Origin of the sequence: uncultured Ramlibacter sp. (genome assembly GCF_936925435.1) — a bacterium.
GTDB lineage: Bacteria > Pseudomonadota > Gammaproteobacteria > Burkholderiales > Burkholderiaceae_C > Ramlibacter.
This window is the reverse complement of the sequence record NZ_CAKZHQ010000043.1, coordinates 17,318-31,906: the sequence shown is the minus strand read 5'-3', so window position 1 is coordinate 31,906 and position 14,589 is coordinate 17,318. Positions and strand designations below refer to the sequence as shown.

At 67.7% G+C, this 14,589-nt stretch carries 13 protein-coding genes and 1 tRNA gene; 9 read left to right on the top strand and 5 right to left on the bottom strand.

Annotated elements, in window-relative coordinates; translation table 11 throughout:
• The first annotated feature begins 72 nt into the window (after positions 1-72).
• From Q0632_RS16440 to Q0632_RS16420, 5 genes are all read left to right on the top strand, one after another.
• Positions 73-2,616, top strand: a complete 2,544-nt coding sequence (locus Q0632_RS16440) for a PAS domain S-box protein (RefSeq protein WP_298932141.1) — start codon at positions 73-75, stop codon at positions 2,614-2,616.
• Complete coding sequence (locus tag Q0632_RS16435; protein ID WP_298932139.1) at positions 2,613-3,239, top strand: response regulator transcription factor; 627 nt, start codon at positions 2,613-2,615, stop codon at positions 3,237-3,239. Before Q0632_RS16440 ends, Q0632_RS16435 begins: the two co-directional genes overlap by 4 nt.
• A gap of 72 nt (positions 3,240-3,311) precedes the next feature.
• Positions 3,312-4,163, top strand: coding sequence for a bifunctional methylenetetrahydrofolate dehydrogenase/methenyltetrahydrofolate cyclohydrolase FolD (folD, locus tag Q0632_RS16430; protein ID WP_298932137.1), 852 nt, complete (start codon positions 3,312-3,314; stop codon positions 4,161-4,163).
• Between the two features lie 75 nt (positions 4,164-4,238).
• Complete coding sequence (locus tag Q0632_RS16425) at positions 4,239-6,293, top strand: M3 family metallopeptidase (RefSeq protein ID WP_298932135.1); 2,055 nt, start codon at positions 4,239-4,241, stop codon at positions 6,291-6,293.
• A gap of 40 nt (positions 6,294-6,333) precedes the next feature.
• Positions 6,334-6,999, top strand: coding sequence for a glutaredoxin family protein (locus Q0632_RS16420; protein ID WP_298932132.1), 666 nt, complete (start codon positions 6,334-6,336; stop codon positions 6,997-6,999).
• A 13-nt stretch (positions 7,000-7,012) separates the two neighbouring features.
• Here Q0632_RS16420 and rpiA read toward each other — a convergent pair whose 3' ends face one another.
• Entirely contained in the window at positions 7,013-7,684 is a 672-nt protein-coding gene (rpiA, locus tag Q0632_RS16415) for a ribose-5-phosphate isomerase RpiA (protein ID WP_298932130.1), read from the bottom strand.
• Positions 7,685-7,719: 35 nt separating this feature from the next.
• Here rpiA and Q0632_RS16410 point away from each other — a divergent pair, with 35 nt between their 5' ends.
• On the top strand, positions 7,720-8,766 hold the full coding sequence (locus Q0632_RS16410; protein ID WP_298932128.1) for a quinone-dependent dihydroorotate dehydrogenase: 1,047 nt from the start codon (positions 7,720-7,722) through the stop codon (positions 8,764-8,766).
• 24 nt (positions 8,767-8,790) lie between these two features.
• Here the strand turns inward: Q0632_RS16410 and Q0632_RS16405 are convergent, their stop codons facing one another.
• From Q0632_RS16405 to dnaQ, 4 genes are all read right to left on the bottom strand, one after another.
• Complete coding sequence (locus Q0632_RS16405) at positions 8,791-9,906, bottom strand: NAD(P)/FAD-dependent oxidoreductase (RefSeq protein ID WP_298932126.1); 1,116 nt, start codon at positions 9,904-9,906, stop codon at positions 8,791-8,793.
• Positions 9,906-10,757, bottom strand: coding sequence for an N-formylglutamate amidohydrolase (locus tag Q0632_RS16400; protein ID WP_298932124.1), 852 nt, complete (start codon positions 10,755-10,757; stop codon positions 9,906-9,908). Before Q0632_RS16400 ends, Q0632_RS16405 begins: the two co-directional genes overlap by 1 nt.
• A gap of 92 nt (positions 10,758-10,849) precedes the next feature.
• Positions 10,850-10,924 (bottom strand) — tRNA-Val (locus tag Q0632_RS16395).
• 24 nt (positions 10,925-10,948) lie between these two features.
• Positions 10,949-11,665, bottom strand: a complete 717-nt coding sequence (dnaQ, locus tag Q0632_RS16390; protein ID WP_298932122.1) for a DNA polymerase III subunit epsilon — start codon at positions 11,663-11,665, stop codon at positions 10,949-10,951.
• 44 nt (positions 11,666-11,709) lie between these two features.
• On the opposite strand from dnaQ, the gene Q0632_RS16385 reads away from it, so the two are divergent.
• The 3 genes from Q0632_RS16385 (at position 11,710) to Q0632_RS16375 (ending at position 14,578) form a co-directional block, all read left to right on the top strand.
• Positions 11,710-12,465 carry an SDR family NAD(P)-dependent oxidoreductase gene (locus Q0632_RS16385; protein WP_298932120.1) on the top strand — a complete coding sequence of 252 codons (756 nt, stop codon included), beginning with the start codon at positions 11,710-11,712 and terminating at the stop codon, positions 12,463-12,465.
• Positions 12,466-12,555: 90 nt separating this feature from the next.
• Positions 12,556-13,344, top strand: coding sequence for a GntR family transcriptional regulator (locus tag Q0632_RS16380; RefSeq protein ID WP_298932118.1), 789 nt, complete (start codon positions 12,556-12,558; stop codon positions 13,342-13,344).
• 19 nt (positions 13,345-13,363) lie between these two features.
• The gene (locus Q0632_RS16375; RefSeq protein WP_298932116.1) at positions 13,364-14,578 is read left to right on the top strand and encodes an ABC transporter substrate-binding protein; all 1,215 of its coding nucleotides are present in this window, start codon (positions 13,364-13,366) and stop codon (positions 14,576-14,578) included.
• The last annotated feature ends 11 nt before the right edge of the window (positions 14,579-14,589 follow it).

The following is a 14,589-nucleotide window of genomic DNA, read 5'->3' as shown; positions in this document are numbered from 1 at the left end:
TGGCGCGTACACGTTTCACATTATGAATAAACCTGGGTGCGGCGCAGCATTGGCGCACCCTACACTCTGCTGATGCAAGACAATTCCGTCGTCCCCGAACTGCACGAAGCGGCGCCGCCGACGCGCTGGATGCGCCGCTGGTGGCGCAAGCAGACGCCCGGCCGGCAGGACCGTTTCGCCATGCTGGCGCCGTTGGCGGCCGTGCTGCTGTTTCTGTCAGCCATCATCGCGGCCTTCTGGTACCTGCGGCTCGAGGAGATGGACCGCGAGCAGGAAGCCGTCAAGCGCGACGTCGAATACGCCCAGCAGCGCGTGCGCCTGCGCCTGCTCGAGCGCCAGGAGCAGCTGATGCGCATCGCGCGCGACATCTCCAACAAGGAAGTCGACCCTGAGGAATTCGTCGGCCGCGCCGAGTCCATGGTGATCCAGTACCCGGAGCTGCAGTCGCTGGCCTGGATCGACGAGCGCCGCCGCATCAAGGCCAGCTACGCCGCACCCAGCCTGGCCAGCGGCCAGTTGCGCGTGACCGGCGAGGTGCTGAGGCCAGGCGAGACCGAAGCCATGTACAGCCTGGCGCGCGATCTGCAGCAGCCTGTCTATTCGCAGCCGGCGGCCAGCCCCGACAGCAGCGGCCTGCTGCAGCTGCACGTGCCGCTGGCCGAACAGGGGCGCTTTGGCGGCGTCATCCTGGGCGAGTATTCGATCGACAGCCTGCTGCGCTACGGTGTGCCGGCCGAAGTCTCGGCCAAGTACGCCGTGGCCCTGCTCGATGGCAAGGGCCGCCTGCTCGCCGGCATGGCCGTGCCGCCGCGCAACCCGGCGACCAACCTGCTGCCATGGGCGGCGCCACAGAACAACGAGTACGAGGTGCCGGTCTCGCCGGTGGGCAACGGCCTGATCATCCGGGCCCAGGCCTACCGCACCTCGCTGGGCATGATAGGCAGCGGCCTGTTCTGGCTGGTCGGCGCCCTGTCGGCCATGACCGCCTGGATGCTGATCGCCAACTGGCGCCACACCCGGCGGCGCATGCAGGCCCAGCAGGCCTTGATCGCCGAGACCAATTTCCGCCGCGCCATGGAGAACTCCATGCTCACCGGCATGCGGGCACTGGACATGCAGGGCCGCATCACCTATGTGAACGCCGCGTTCTGCCAGATGACAGGCTGGACCGAGGCCGAGCTGGTCGGTCGCACGCCGCCCTTCCCCTACTGGCCGGACGCCGACCGCGAGCAGCTGGCGGCGCGGCTGGACGACGAGATCCACGGCCGCACCACGCCCGGCGGCTTCCAGGTGCGGGTCAAGCGCAAGGACGGCGGCCTGTTCGACGCCCGGCTCTATGTCTCACCCCTGGTCGACGCCAAGGCCCACCAGACCGGCTGGATGACCTCGATGACCGACATCACCGAGCCCAACCGCATCCGCGAGCAGTTATCGGCCTCCTATGAGCGCTTCACCACCGTGCTGGAGGCGCTCGACGCCTCGGTCTCCGTGGCGCCACTGGGCAGCGAGGAACTGCTGTTCGCCAACAAGCTGTACCGCCTGTGGTTCGGCGTGCAGACCGTCGGCCATCTGCAACTGGTGGCCCAGGCCGGCGTGCCCGAGCACCCACGCAGCACCACCGATGAAGCGCTCGACGAGGTCGACTCCTTTGTCGGCCTGCCCACCGGCCAGCTCACCGCCGCCGTGTCGGAGAACGCCGAGATCTTCGTGCCCGAGCTGGGCAAGTGGCTGGAGGTGCGCTCGCGCTACCTCAACTGGGTCGACGGCCGGCTGGCGCAGATGGTGATCGCCACCGACATCACGCCGCGCCGCCATGCCGAGGAGCAGTCGGCCGCCCAGGCCGAGCGGGCCCAGTCGGCCAGCCGCCTGATCACCATGGGCGAGATGGCGTCGAGCGTGGCCCACGAGCTGAACCAGCCGCTGACGGCCATCAACAACTACTGCAACGGCCTGGTCTCGCGCATCAAGAGCAAGCAGATCGACGAAGAAGCCCTGCTGGCGGCGCTGGAGAAGACGGCCCGCCAGGCCCAGCGCGCCGGCCAGATCATCCAGCGCATCCGCAGCTTCGTGAAGCGCAGCGAACCCAACCGCACCCTGTCCGAGGTGGGGCCGATGGTGACCGAGGCGGTGGAACTGGCCGAGATCGAGCTGCGCCGGCGCAACGTGCGGCTGTCGCACTACGTTGCGGCGCGCTTGCCCATGCTGCTGGTCGACCCCATCCTGATCGAGCAGGTGCTGGTCAACCTCCTGAAGAACGCTGCCGAATCGATCGAGCATGCGCGCCGGCCGACCGCGCGGCGCAGCGTGGAGCTGCGCGTCGTGCCGCGGATGGAGGACCTGCAATCGGTGGTGGAGTTCTCGGTGCTCGACTCGGGCGCGGGCCTGGCGCCCGAGGTGATGGACCGCCTGTACGAGGCCTTCTTCTCGACCAAGGTCGAGGGCATGGGCATCGGCCTGAACCTGTGCCGCACCATCGTGGAGTCGCACCAGGGCAGGATGCAGGCGGAGAACATCTACAATGGATCAGAGGTCGCCGGCTGCCGTTTCTCATTCTGGATTCCGGTGTCGGCCGCGATCCATTCCGTCGCCAACAAGCACACCGGGGTACCTGCATGAGCCTGATTCCGAAGAAAGGCACGGTCTACGTCGTCGATGACGACGAGGCCGTCCGTGACTCCCTCCAGTGGTTGCTGGAAGGCAAGGACTACCGGGTCCGCTGCTTCGATTCCGCCGAATCCTTCCTCTCGCGCTACGACCCGCGCGAGGTGGCCTGCCTGATCGTCGATATCCGCATGGGCGGCATGACCGGGCTGGAGTTGCAGGACCGGCTGATCGAGCGCAAGTCGCCGCTGCCCATCGTCTTCATCACCGGCCACGGCGACGTGCCCATGGCGGTCAACACCATGAAGAAGGGCGCGATGGACTTCATCCAGAAGCCCTTCAAGGAAGACGACCTGGTCGGCCTGGTCGAGCGCATGCTCGAGCACGCCCGCGGCGCCTTCGCCGAATACCAGAGCGCCGCCAGCCGCGACGCCCTGCTGTCCAAGCTGACCTCGCGCGAGGCCCAGGTGCTCGAGCGCATCGTCGCCGGCCGCCTGAACAAGCAGATCGCCGACGACCTGGGCATCAGCATCAAGACGGTGGAAGCGCACCGCGCCAACATCATGGAAAAGCTCAACGCCAACACCGTGGCCGACCTGCTCAAGATCGCCCTGGGACAGAACGCGCCCAAGACCTGACGCTCCTTTTTCGATAGCAACCTGCGCCCGTACCATGCGGGCTGCACCCACTTTTCATCTGAGACCACGGCCATGACAGCCCAATCCATCGACGGCAACGCCCTCGCCAAGCAGATCCGCGCCGAAGTCGCCGGCCGCACCGCCGCCCTCCAGGCCCAGGGCATCCAGCCCGCCCTGGCCATCATCCTGGTGGGCGAGGACCCGGCCAGCCAGGTCTACACCAGGCACAAGGTCAACGACAGCACCGAGACAGGCCTGGCGGCCACGCTGGAACGCTATCCGGCCGACATGGCCGAGGCCGACCTGCTGCGCCGCATCGAAGAACTCAATGCCGATCCCAAGGTCCACGGCATCCTGGTGCAGCTGCCCCTGCCCAAGCACATGGACGCCAGCAAGGTCATCGAGACGATTGCCCCGGCCAAGGACGTGGACGGCTTCCACGTGGCCAGCGCCGGCGCCTTGATGACCGGACAAGCCGGCTTCTGGCCCTGCACGCCCTATGGCTGCATGAAGATGCTGGAATCCATAGGCTACGACCTCAAGGGCAAGCACGCGGTGGTGATAGGCCGCAGCAACATCGTGGGCAAGCCCATGGCCCTGATGCTGCTGGGCCAGAACGCCACCGTCACCATCTGCCACAGCGCCACCAAGGACTTGAAGGCCATGACCTTGCAGGCCGACGTGGTGGTCGCCGCCGTCGGCAAGCGCAATGTGCTGACGGCCGACATGGTCAAGCCCGGCGCGGTGGTGATCGACGTGGGCATGAACCGCAACGACGAAGGCAAGCTCTGCGGCGATGTCGATTTCGACGGCGTCAAGCAGGTGGCCGGCTGGATCACGCCTGTGCCGGGCGGCGTCGGCCCCATGACCCGCGCCATGCTGCTGGTCAACACGCTGGAAGCTGCTGAGCGCGCATCGGCCTGATGCATCGCGGTGATTGGGGACTTTGATCCCCAGTCCCGGTTGAAACAGCGCCGGCTGTCGCAAAATGGAAGGGATATGAGCAATCCCCTCCTCGACTTCTCCGACCTCCCCCTGTTCGATCAGGTCCGACCCGAACACGTGGTCCCCGCCATCGATGCGCTGCTGGCGCAAAGCGAGGAGGCGCTGGACAAGGTGGTGGCGCCCGAGTTCCCCGCCCAGTGGGAAGCCCTGGCCCGCACGTTGGACTGCGCCACCGAGCAGCTGGGCCGCGCCTGGGGCGTGGTCAGCCACCTCAATAGCGTGGCCGACACGCCGCAATTGCGCGCCGCCTACAACGAGGCCCTGCCCAAGGTCACCGAGTTCTGGACGCGCCTGGGCTCGGACGAGCGGCTCTACGCCAAGTACAAATCCATAGACCCGGCCGCGCTCAACCCCGAGCAACGCCAGGCGCAGAAAAATGCCATGCGCAACTTCGCGCTGGGCGGCGCCGAGCTCACGGGCGCGGCCAAGGAACGCTTTGCCGCCATCCAGGAGCGCCAGGCCGAACTGAGCCAGAAGTTCAGCGAGCACGCCTTGGATGCCACCGATGCCTGGAGCTACTACGCCAGCGAAGACGAGCTCGCCGGCGTGCCGGCCGATGTGGTGCAGGCCGCGCGCGCGGCGGCCCAGACGGAGGACAAGGCCGGCCACAAGCTCACGCTGAAGATGCCCAGCTACCTGCCGGTGATGCAGTTCGCCCACAGCAGCGCGCTGCGCGAAAAGCTCTACCGCGCCTACGTCACCCGCGCCAGCGACCAGGCGCCGGCCGAGTTCGCCCAATTCGACAACAGCGCCCTGATCCGCGAGATCCTGGCCCTGCGCCAGGAGGAGGCCCGCCTGCTGGGCTTCAACAACTTCGGCGAGGTCTCGGTCGTGGCCAAGATGGCCGACTCGCCCGCCCAGGTCATCGCCTTCCTGCGCGACCTGGCCGCCAAGGCCCGGCCCTATGCCCTCAAGGACCTTGCCGACCTGCGCGCCTTTGCCGCCGACAAGCTGGGCCTGAACGACCCCCAGCCCTGGGACTGGTCCTATATCGGCGAGAAGCTCAAGGAAGAGCGCTATGCCTTCAGCGAACAGGAGGTCAAGCAGTACTTCACCGCGCCCAAGGTGCTGGCGGGCCTGTTCAAGATTGTCGAGACCCTGTTCGAGGTCAGCATCCGCCGCGACGTGGCGCCGGTGTGGAACGAGGGCGTGGAGTTCTACCGCATCGAGCGCGAGCGCAAGCAAGGCGACCGCATCAGCACCGAGCTGGTCGGCCAGTTCTACCTGGACCCGGCCGCCCGCAGCGGCAAGCGTGGCGGCGCCTGGATGGACGACGTGCGGGCCCGCTGGCTGCGTCCCGACGACGGCAAGCTGCAAACCCCGATCGCCCATCTGGTGTGCAACTTCGCCGACGGTGTGGACGGCAAGCCGCCGCTGCTGACGCACGACGACGTCACCACCCTGTTCCACGAGTTCGGCCACGGCCTGCACCACCTGCTCACCCGCGTCAACGAGCGTGACGTCTCGGGCATCAGCGGCGTCGAATGGGACGCTGTGGAACTGCCCAGCCAGTTCATGGAGAACTTCTGCTGGGAGTGGGACGTGCTCAAGCACATGACGGCCCATGTGGACACGGGCGCAACACTGCCGCGCGAGCTGTTCGACAAGATGACGGCGGGCAAGAACTTCCAGAGCGGCCTGAGCACGCTGCGCCAGATCGAGTTCTCCCTGTTCGACATGCTGCTGCACACCGAGCACGACCCGGCGCAGGACTTCATGCCGCTGCTGGCCCAGGTCCGCGCCGAGGTGGCGGTGTTGCAGTCGCCGGCCTTCAGCCGCACGGCCCACACCTTCAGCCACATCTTCGCGGGCGGGTACGCCGCCGGCTACTACAGCTACAAGTGGGCCGAGGTGCTCTCGGCTGACGCCTATGCGGCCTTCGAGGAAGCGGCCGGCAAGGACGGCGCGCCCAGCATCGAAACCGGGCGAAAATACCGCGAGGCCATCCTCGAAGCCGGCGGCAGCCGGCCCGCCATGGAGTCGTTCAAGGCCTTCCGCGGCCGCGAACCTTCACTTGACGCCTTGTTACGCCACCAGGGCATGGCCTGAGATACTGTCCCCATCCCCATCGCTCTTGGAGAGGAAGCTGATGCCTGTTACCCGTCCCCTGCTCGCTGCCAGCCTTGCCGGCCTGATGGCCGCCATCCTGGCCCCTGCTGTGCACGCTCAGGTCTACCGCATCACCGGGCCTGACGGCCGCGTCACCTTTTCGGACAAGCCGCCGCCCGAGCCCAGCGCCAAAAACGCCGCCGCTGCACCGACGGTGCCCATGCAGGGTGCGGGATCGGGCAATGCCACCGCCGCCCTGCCCTTCGAATTGCGCCAGGTGGCCGCCAAGTACCCGGTGACCCTGTACACCGGCCCCAACTGCGGCCCGTGCGGCAGCGGCCGGGCCCTGCTGGCCAGCCGGGGCATCCCCTTCAGCGAGAAGCTCGTTGCGAGCAATGAGGACATCGACGCCCTCAAGCGCCTCAGCGGCGCTTCCAGCCTGCCCTTCGTGACCATCGGCGGCCAGCAGCTCAAAGGCTACTCGGAAGTGGAGTGGTCGCAATTCCTGGATGCCGCGGGCTATCCCAAGACATCGCAGCTGCCCTCCTCTTACCGCCAGCCGGCAGCCTCGCCGCTGGTGGCTGTGCAGCAACAGGCACCAGCTCCGGCCGCGCAAGCCGCACCGCCGCCAGCCCCGGCGCCTGTGGCCGCGCCGCCGGCCGCTGCTGGCCCCTCCCCCAGCAACCCCACCGGCATCCGCTTCTGAGCCGCCGCCCGGCTCAGTAGGTCAGCGTCTTCACGCCGCTAGCCGTGCCCAGCAGGCAGACGGCGGCCTTCTGGTGGGCAAAGACGCCCACCGTCACCACGCCAGGCCACTGGTTGACCTCGCTCTCGAAGGACAGCGGCTCGCTGATGCTCAGGCCGGTGACGTCCAGGATGTGCTGGCCGTTGTCGGTGACCAGCGGCTGGCCGTCCTTCAGGCGCAGCGCCACCTTGCCGCCCAGGGCCGCGAACTGGCGCGCGATGCGCTGGGCCGCCATCGGGATCACTTCCACCGGCAGCGGGAAGGCGCCCAGCGCCTGCACCAGCTTGGACTCGTCGGCGATGCAGACGAAGCGGCGTGACTGAGCCGCCACGATCTTCTCGCGCGTCAACGCCGCGCCGCCGCCCTTGACCATGTGGCCGCGACCGTCGATCTCGTCGGCGCCGTCGATGTAGACCGACAACTCGCCCACCTCGTTGGCGTCGAACACCGGGATGCCGATGGCGCGCAGCCGCTCGGTGGATGCCACCGAGCTGGAGACCGCACCGGGGATACGGTCCTTCATCGTGGCCAGGGCCTCAATGAACTTGTTCACTGTCGAGCCCGTGCCGACACCGACGATTTCGCCGGCCACAACGTACTGGAGGGCGGCCTGGCCGACCAGGGTTTTGAGTTCGTCTTGGGTCATCTGGGAAAATCTCGGAAGTTTCACGGAATTATCCAATGTCCCTGCTGCCTTATTCGCTCGCCCGTCCCCTGCTTTTTGGCCTCGACCCGGAAGCCGCCCATGACCTGACCATGCAGTCGCTGGCCTGCCTGCAGGGCACGCCCCTGGCCTGGGCCTGGTGCAACGCCATGGTCGACGACCCGGTCACCCTGGCCGGCCTGCGCTTTCCCAACCGCGTCGGCCTGGCCGCCGGCCTGGACAAGAACGCGCGCTGCATCGACGGTCTGGGCGCCATGGGCTTCGGCTTTGTCGAGGTCGGCACCGTCACGCCCAAGGCCCAGCCGGGCAATCCCAAGCCGCGCATGTTCCGCCTGCCGCAGGCCAATGCCCTGATCAACCGGCTGGGCTTCAACAACGATGGCCTGGACGCCTTCCTGGCCAACGTGCAGCGCTCGTCCTTCCGCGCCAAGGGCCGTATCCTGGGCCTGAACATCGGCAAGAACGCCGCCACGCCCATCGAGAACGCCACCAGCGACTACCTGGCCTGCCTGGATGGCGTCTATCCGCACGCCGACTACGTGACAGTCAACATCTCCAGCCCCAACACCAAGAACCTGCGCGCCCTGCAAAGCGACGAAGCGCTGGACGCCCTGCTGGGCGCGGTGGCGCAGAGGCGCGAGGAACTGGCGCAACAGCACGGCCGCCGCGTGCCCATCTTCGTGAAGATCGCTCCCGACCTCGACGAGGCCCAGGTCGACGTGATCGCCGCCACGCTGCAGCGCCACGCCATGGACGGCGTGGTCGCCACAAACACCACCATCGCGCGCGATGCCGTCCAGGGCCTGCCGCATGCCGAAGAAGCCGGCGGCCTGAGCGGCGCGCCGGTGCTGCTAGCGAGCAACCGGGTGATCGCCCAGCTGCGCGCGCGCCTGGGCAAGGGCTTTCCCATCATCGGCGTGGGCGGCGTGCTCAGCGCAGCCGATGCGCTGAGCAAGATCGAAGCCGGCGCCGACGTGGTGCAGATCTACACAGGCCTGATCTACCGCGGCCCCGAGTTGGTCGGTGAAGCCGCGAAAGCCCTGCAAAAGCTATCAAATCGATAGCTGGCCAGGCCCATTTTCTAAGGCTTACAGGCCGATTTCACTCACAACCAGGGCGGCGATGGCCAGGGAACTGGTCAGGCCCGGCGACTCGATGCCGAACAAATTGACCAGGCCGGCGACGCCGTGCACCGCGGGCCCGTCGATGCGGAAATCCGGCGCGCTCTGGCCCGGCCCATAGATCTTGGGACGCACGCCGCTGTAGCTGGGCTGCAGCGCCCCGTCGGGCAGCGCCGGCCAGTAGCGCCGCACCTCGGCATAAAAGCTGTCGGCGCGGCGCGGGTCGACCGCATAGTCAATCGCCTCCGGCACGGGCGCATCCAGCCATTCCAGGTCGGGGCCGAACTTGGCCTGGCCGCCCAGGTCCAGCGTCAGGTGCACGCCCAGCCAGGCATCGGCCGGCGCCGGGTAAACCAGGCGCGAGAACGGCGCCTTGCCGGCCAAGGCGTAGTAGCTGCCCTTGGCGAAATATTCCTGCGGGATGTGGCGTTGGTCCAGTCCCTGGAAGCGCCGCGCCAGCGCGCAGGCATGCAGCGAGGCCGAATTGACGATGGCGCGTGCCGCGATCTCGCTGCCATCGGCCAGCCGCAGCACATGGGGCTCGCCGCCGCGGCCCAACACAGCGGAATCGACGGCCGACCCCAGGGCCAGCATGCCGCCGGCGCGCTCCATGTCACCTTGCAAGGCGAGCATGAAGCCGTGGCTGTCGACGATGCCGGTGGTCGGCGACAGCAGCGCCGCCGCGCATTGCAGGTCGGGCTCCAGGGCGCGTGCCTGGGCAGCATCCAGCCATTGCACCGGCACGCCGTTGGCGGCCGCGCGCTGCTCCAGCACCCGCAGTGCAGTGACCTCGGCGCCGTTCTGCGCCACCACCAGCTTGCCGCAGCGTCGGTGGCCGACACCATGGCTCTCGCACAGGGCATAGAGCAGGTCCTTGCCCTGCACGCACAGGCGGGCTTTCAGCGAACCGGGGGCGTAGTAGAGGCCGGCGTGGATGACCTCGCTGTTGCGCGAGCTCACGCCCTGGCCGATGGCCGTGCCTGCCTCGGCCACGATGGTCTCCAGGCCAGCCTGGGCCAAGGCCCGGCCGACAGCCAGGCCGACCACGCCGGCGCCAATGACGAGGGCGTCGACCTGGTCCATCAGGCGAAAGTGCGCGGATCGATTTGCAGCAGCAGTTCCACCAGGGAGCGCAGGTTCGTGCGCAAGGCGTCGAAGCCGGCCGTCATCTCCAGCGTCTGCTCGTCCATGTAGAGCTTGCGGTTGATCTCCACCTGCAGGCTGTGGCGCTGGCGCGCCGGCTCGCCGTAGCGGCGCACCAGTTCCACGCCCTTGTAGGGATGGTTGTAGTCCACGCTGTAGCCCAGGCCGCGCAGGTGCTCGCAGACCAGGGCCGACAGGCGCGGGTCCGCCGTGCTGCCGTCGCGGTCGCCGATGACGAAGTCGGCGTGAACCATGCCCGGAAAACCGGTGGCGTGGCTGCTGGCAATGGCCGGCATGGAGTGGCAGTTCAGGTGGATGCTGTAGCCATGGCGCGCGTGCGCGGCGTCAATCGCGGCCGCCACGGCCGCGTGGTAGGGCCGCCAGCAGTTGGCGATGCGCGCTTGGACCTCGGCGACGCGGAGCTTGCGGTCGTACAGGGGAAGGCCATCGTCGGTCAGGCGCCAGATCAGGCCCTTGCCCAGGCGCACCTTGGCCAGGGCCGCGGGGTCGGTCTCGATGGCGTCGGGCCAGGTCTGGTCGAACAGCGCGGCATCGATTTCGGTGGTGTTGCGATTGGCATCGAGATAGCTGCGCGGAAACAGCGCCTCGATCCAGGCCACGCCCAGGCCGGGCGCGAAGGCGTAGAGCTTCTCGACGTGGGTGTCCTCGGCCTGGCGCAGCAGCAGCGGATCGCAGGCGTGGGCGAAGTCGGCGGGATAGTGAACGCCGCTGTGCGGCGAGTCGAGCACGAGCGCAGTGCTGCCCGGCACAACATGAATCTGTGAACCCATACGGCCATTGTCGCCCAGCGCAGACGGGCCTGGGCCACCTGACCCGGCCGACGCCGGACAGCAAAAAGCCGGCGCGAGGCCGGCTTTGTGTCTGGTGGGCGATGCAAGTTTCGAACTTGCGACCCCTGCAGTGTGAATGCAGTGCTCTACCCCTGAGCTAATCGCCCTGAATTCGTTCAGGAAGCCTGCAATTATGCCACAGGCTGAGCAGGGTTCTGCCGCCACAGCGTCTTGCCGCCGCTGGCCTTGTCCAACTGCATGAGCACCTCTTCGTGGGCCGTGGTTTCCTGCTCGCTGGCCAGCAGCACCGGCAGCGTGAAGGCTGTCAGGTCGATGCGGGTGGCGATGCCGGCCGCCGCGCTGGTGTCGGCCACGTCGATCAGCAGCGCGTCCTGGCCGCGCGTGAGGTTGATATAGACGTCGGCCAACAGCTCCGCATCCAGCAAGGCGCCGTGCAGGGTGCGGCTGGAGTTGTCCACGCCCAGCCGGTCGCACAGCGCGTCCAGGCTGTTGCGCTTGCCGGGGTACATCTCCTTGGCCATCACCAGGGTGTCGGTGACGCTGCCCACCACGGTCTTGAAGCCGGGCCGGCCGACCAGTTCCAGTTCCTTGTTCAGGAAACTGACGTCGAAGGCGGCGTTGTGGATGATGATCTCGGCGCCGCGCAGGTACTCCATCAGTTCCTCGACCACAGCCGCGAACTTGGGCTTGTCGCGCAGGAACTCGTTGCTGATGCCGTGCACCTTGAGCGCGTCTTCGTGGCTGTCGCGCTCCGGGTTCAGGTAGAAATGCTTGTTGTTGCCGGTGAGCTTGCGCGCAAACAGCTCCACGCAGCCGATTTCAATGATGCGGTCGCCGCCTTCGGCGGACAGGCCGGTGGTTTCGGTGTCGAGAACGATCTGGCGCATGGCTGCAATTATGCTTGAGCCCCCATTGGCACAAAGAGGTCTCCATGTTCGATCTGAGCGGAAAAACAGCCCTGGTCACCGGCGGCAACGGCGGCATCGGCCTGGCCATGGCGCGCGGCCTGGCGCGCTCCGGCGCAAGCGTGGTGCTGGTCGGGCGCGATGCAGCCAAATCGGCCGCCGCCGTCGAGGCCCTCAAGGCCCAGGGCCTGAAAGCCGACGCCGTGGAAGCCGACGTCACCGACGAGGGCTCGGTGCAACGCCTGATCGCCCAGGTGCTGGAACGCCACGGCGCCCTGCACATCCTGGTCAACAACGCCGGCACCAACATCCGCAAGCCGCCGCAGGACCTGAGCCTGGAGGACTGGAACACGGTGCTGGACACCAACCTGACCAGCGCTTTCCTGTGCTCGCGCGCCGCCCACGCGCCCATGAAGGCGGCCGGCGCCGGCAAGGTCATCAACATCGGCTCGATGATGTCCATCTTCGGCGCGCCTTATGCGCCGGCTTACGGCGCCAGCAAGGGCGGCATCGTGCAGTTCACCCGCTCGCTGGCCACGGCCTGGGCGGCCGACAACATCCAGGCCAATGCGGTGCTGCCCGGATGGATCGACACCGAGCTCACACGCAAGGCGCGCGACCAGGTCCAGGGCCTCAATGAGCGCGTGCTGGCGCGCACCCCCGCCGGGCGCTGGGGCGTGCCGCCCGACCTGGCCGGCATCGCCGTCTTCCTGGCCAGCAGCGCCTCCGACTTCATCACCGGCACGGCCATCCCGGTCGACGGCGGCTACTCCATCGCCTGACGCCAAAGACAGCGCCCGGCAGGACCGGCGCAAATGTCCCATCAAATGTCCTATTGACAGGACAATGGAAGCGCCAGAGGATGGCGGCCGATGTCACAAACATTGCCGTTGCCCAAGTACCACCAGATCTACCTGGTGCTGCGCGAGCAACTGCACGAAGGCCGCTTCGCCCAGGGCCTGCCCGGCGAGATGGCCCTGATGCAGCAGTTCGGCGTGGCCCGCGTCACCGTGCGCCGGGCCCTGCAGGAGCTGGCCGGCGAAGGCCTGATCTCGCGCGAGCGCGGCCGCGGTACCAAGCCAGCCGACGCGCCGCCACCACGCGCGCCGCGCACCGGCAGCAAGACCACGCGCCTGACCGGCCTGCTGGAAAACCTGGTCAGCACCAGCCTCAACACCACGGTCAAGGTGCTGGAGGTCAGCGAGGTGGCGGCGACGCCTGATGTCGCCCAGGCCCTGCGGCTGGATGCCGGCGCGCCGGTGCAAAAGGCCGTGCGGGTGCGCTCCACCCGCGAAGGCCCGCTGTCGCACATCACCACCTGGGTGCCCGCCGCCCTGGCCAGCGGCTTCGGCAAGAAGGAACTGGCGCGCAAGCCCATCCTGCTGCTGCTGGAGGAATCCGGCGTACGGGTGGGCGGCGCGCAGCAGACCATCTCGGCCCGGCTGGCCGACGCCCAGGTCGCCGCCCACCTCGGGCTGGCCGTGGGCTCGGCCCTGCTGGCGGTGCGCCGCCTGATCCACGACGAACAGGGCCGGCCAGTGCAATGGCTGCACGGCCTGTACCGGCCCGACCGCTACGAGTACCAGATGCAGCTGTCCCGCGTTGGCGACATCGACGCCAAGGTCTGGGTCAGCCGCGCCTTTTCAGCCCAGTTCCATTGACCCATCAGGAGAAATGACCATGCGCCTCACGCCCAGCAATCGCCGCCGTTTCATCGCCCAGGCCGGTGCCGCCGCATCGGCCATGGCCTTCCCGCTCGTCGGCGGCGCCCAGCCCAAGACGGTGCGCATCGGCGTGCTGCATCCTGTCACCGGCGCCCTGGCCTACTCCGGCCAGCAATGCCGCGAAGGCGCGCTGATGGCCATCGAGGACATCAACAAGGCCGGCGGCATCAAGTCGCTGGGCGGCGCCAAGATCGAAGCCCTGCTGGGCGACGCCCAGTCCTCGCCGGCGGCCGGCACGGCGGAGATCGAGAAGATGAACGAGGCCGGCGTCAGCGCCGTGGTCGGTGCCTTCGCCTCGGCGATCTGCCTGGCGACCACCCAGGCTGCGGCCAAGTACAACCTGCCGCACGTGGTCGATGTCGGCGTGGCCGACCAGATCGTCGAGCGCGGCCTGAAGAACACCTTCCGCTTCGGCCCCGGCTACCGCAAGTGCGCCGAGGTCGCGGTGGCCAACCTGCACGTGCTCAACACCGCCGCCGGCAAGCCCGCCAAGACCGTGATGATCATCCACGAGGAGTCGCTGTTCGGCACCGGCACGGCACAGCTGCTGGCGCGCGAGCTGCCCGGCTACGGCTACGAGGTCAAGGAAGTCATCAAGCACGCCAACCCGACGCGCGACTTCAACAACATCGTGCTGCGCATGAAGGCGGTCAACCCCGACATCGTGATCCCGGCCAACTACTACAACGAGTACGCCCTGCTGGTGCGCACCATGCAGCAGCAAAAGGTCAGCCCCAAGGCGATCTACTCGGTGCTCGGCGGCGCGGCTTCCAGCTACAAGTTCGTCAAGGAGTTCCCCGAGGCTGCCAACGGCATCATCGATTGCAACCACTGGTTCAATCCGCGCGACAAGCGCAGCCTGGAGCTGAAAAAGCGCGTCGAGGCCAAGGGCCTGTTCTTCAGCTACGAGGTCTTCATGACCTACACCTCGATGCGCCTGCTGGCCGACGCCATCGAGCGCGCCAAGTCGACCGACCGGGCCGCCATCATCGCGGCGCTGGAGTCCAGCACATTCTCCGACCACATCATGCCGTACGGCCCGACCAAGTTCGACAAGGGACAGAACCTGGGCGCCCAGCCGCTGATGACCCAGGTGCTCAAGGGCGACATCAAGGTCATCATCCCGCGCGACTACCGCGAGGCCGACCCCCTGTTCCCCCTCAAGGCCTGAGTGGCGCCCCG

What these genes read in the sequence shown, in the direction of transcription:
- Q0632_RS16410 (WP_298932128.1), top strand. Translation starts at nt 7,720, where the DNA reads ATGTCCCTGCTGCCTTATTCGCTCGCCCGTCCCCTGCTTTTTGGCCTC.
- rpiA (WP_298932130.1), bottom strand. Translation starts at nt 7,684, where the DNA reads ATGACCCAAGACGAACTCAAAACCCTGGTCGGCCAGGCCGCCCTCCAG.
- Q0632_RS16420 (WP_298932132.1), top strand. Translation starts at nt 6,334, where the DNA reads ATGCCTGTTACCCGTCCCCTGCTCGCTGCCAGCCTTGCCGGCCTGATG.
- dnaQ (WP_298932122.1), bottom strand. Translation starts at nt 11,665, where the DNA reads ATGCGCCAGATCGTTCTCGACACCGAAACCACCGGCCTGTCCGCCGAA.
- Q0632_RS16425 (WP_298932135.1), top strand. Translation starts at nt 4,239, where the DNA reads ATGAGCAATCCCCTCCTCGACTTCTCCGACCTCCCCCTGTTCGATCAG.
- Q0632_RS16400 (WP_298932124.1), bottom strand. Translation starts at nt 10,757, where the DNA reads ATGGGTTCACAGATTCATGTTGTGCCGGGCAGCACTGCGCTCGTGCTC.
- Q0632_RS16380 (WP_298932118.1), top strand. Translation starts at nt 12,556, where the DNA reads ATGTCACAAACATTGCCGTTGCCCAAGTACCACCAGATCTACCTGGTG.
- Q0632_RS16375 (WP_298932116.1), top strand. Translation starts at nt 13,364, where the DNA reads ATGCGCCTCACGCCCAGCAATCGCCGCCGTTTCATCGCCCAGGCCGGT.
- Q0632_RS16435 (WP_298932139.1), top strand. Translation starts at nt 2,613, where the DNA reads ATGAGCCTGATTCCGAAGAAAGGCACGGTCTACGTCGTCGATGACGAC.
- Q0632_RS16385 (WP_298932120.1), top strand. Translation starts at nt 11,710, where the DNA reads ATGTTCGATCTGAGCGGAAAAACAGCCCTGGTCACCGGCGGCAACGGC.
- folD (WP_298932137.1), top strand. Translation starts at nt 3,312, where the DNA reads ATGACAGCCCAATCCATCGACGGCAACGCCCTCGCCAAGCAGATCCGC.
- Q0632_RS16405 (WP_298932126.1), bottom strand. Translation starts at nt 9,906, where the DNA reads ATGGACCAGGTCGACGCCCTCGTCATTGGCGCCGGCGTGGTCGGCCTG.
- Q0632_RS16440 (WP_298932141.1), top strand. Translation starts at nt 73, where the DNA reads ATGCAAGACAATTCCGTCGTCCCCGAACTGCACGAAGCGGCGCCGCCG.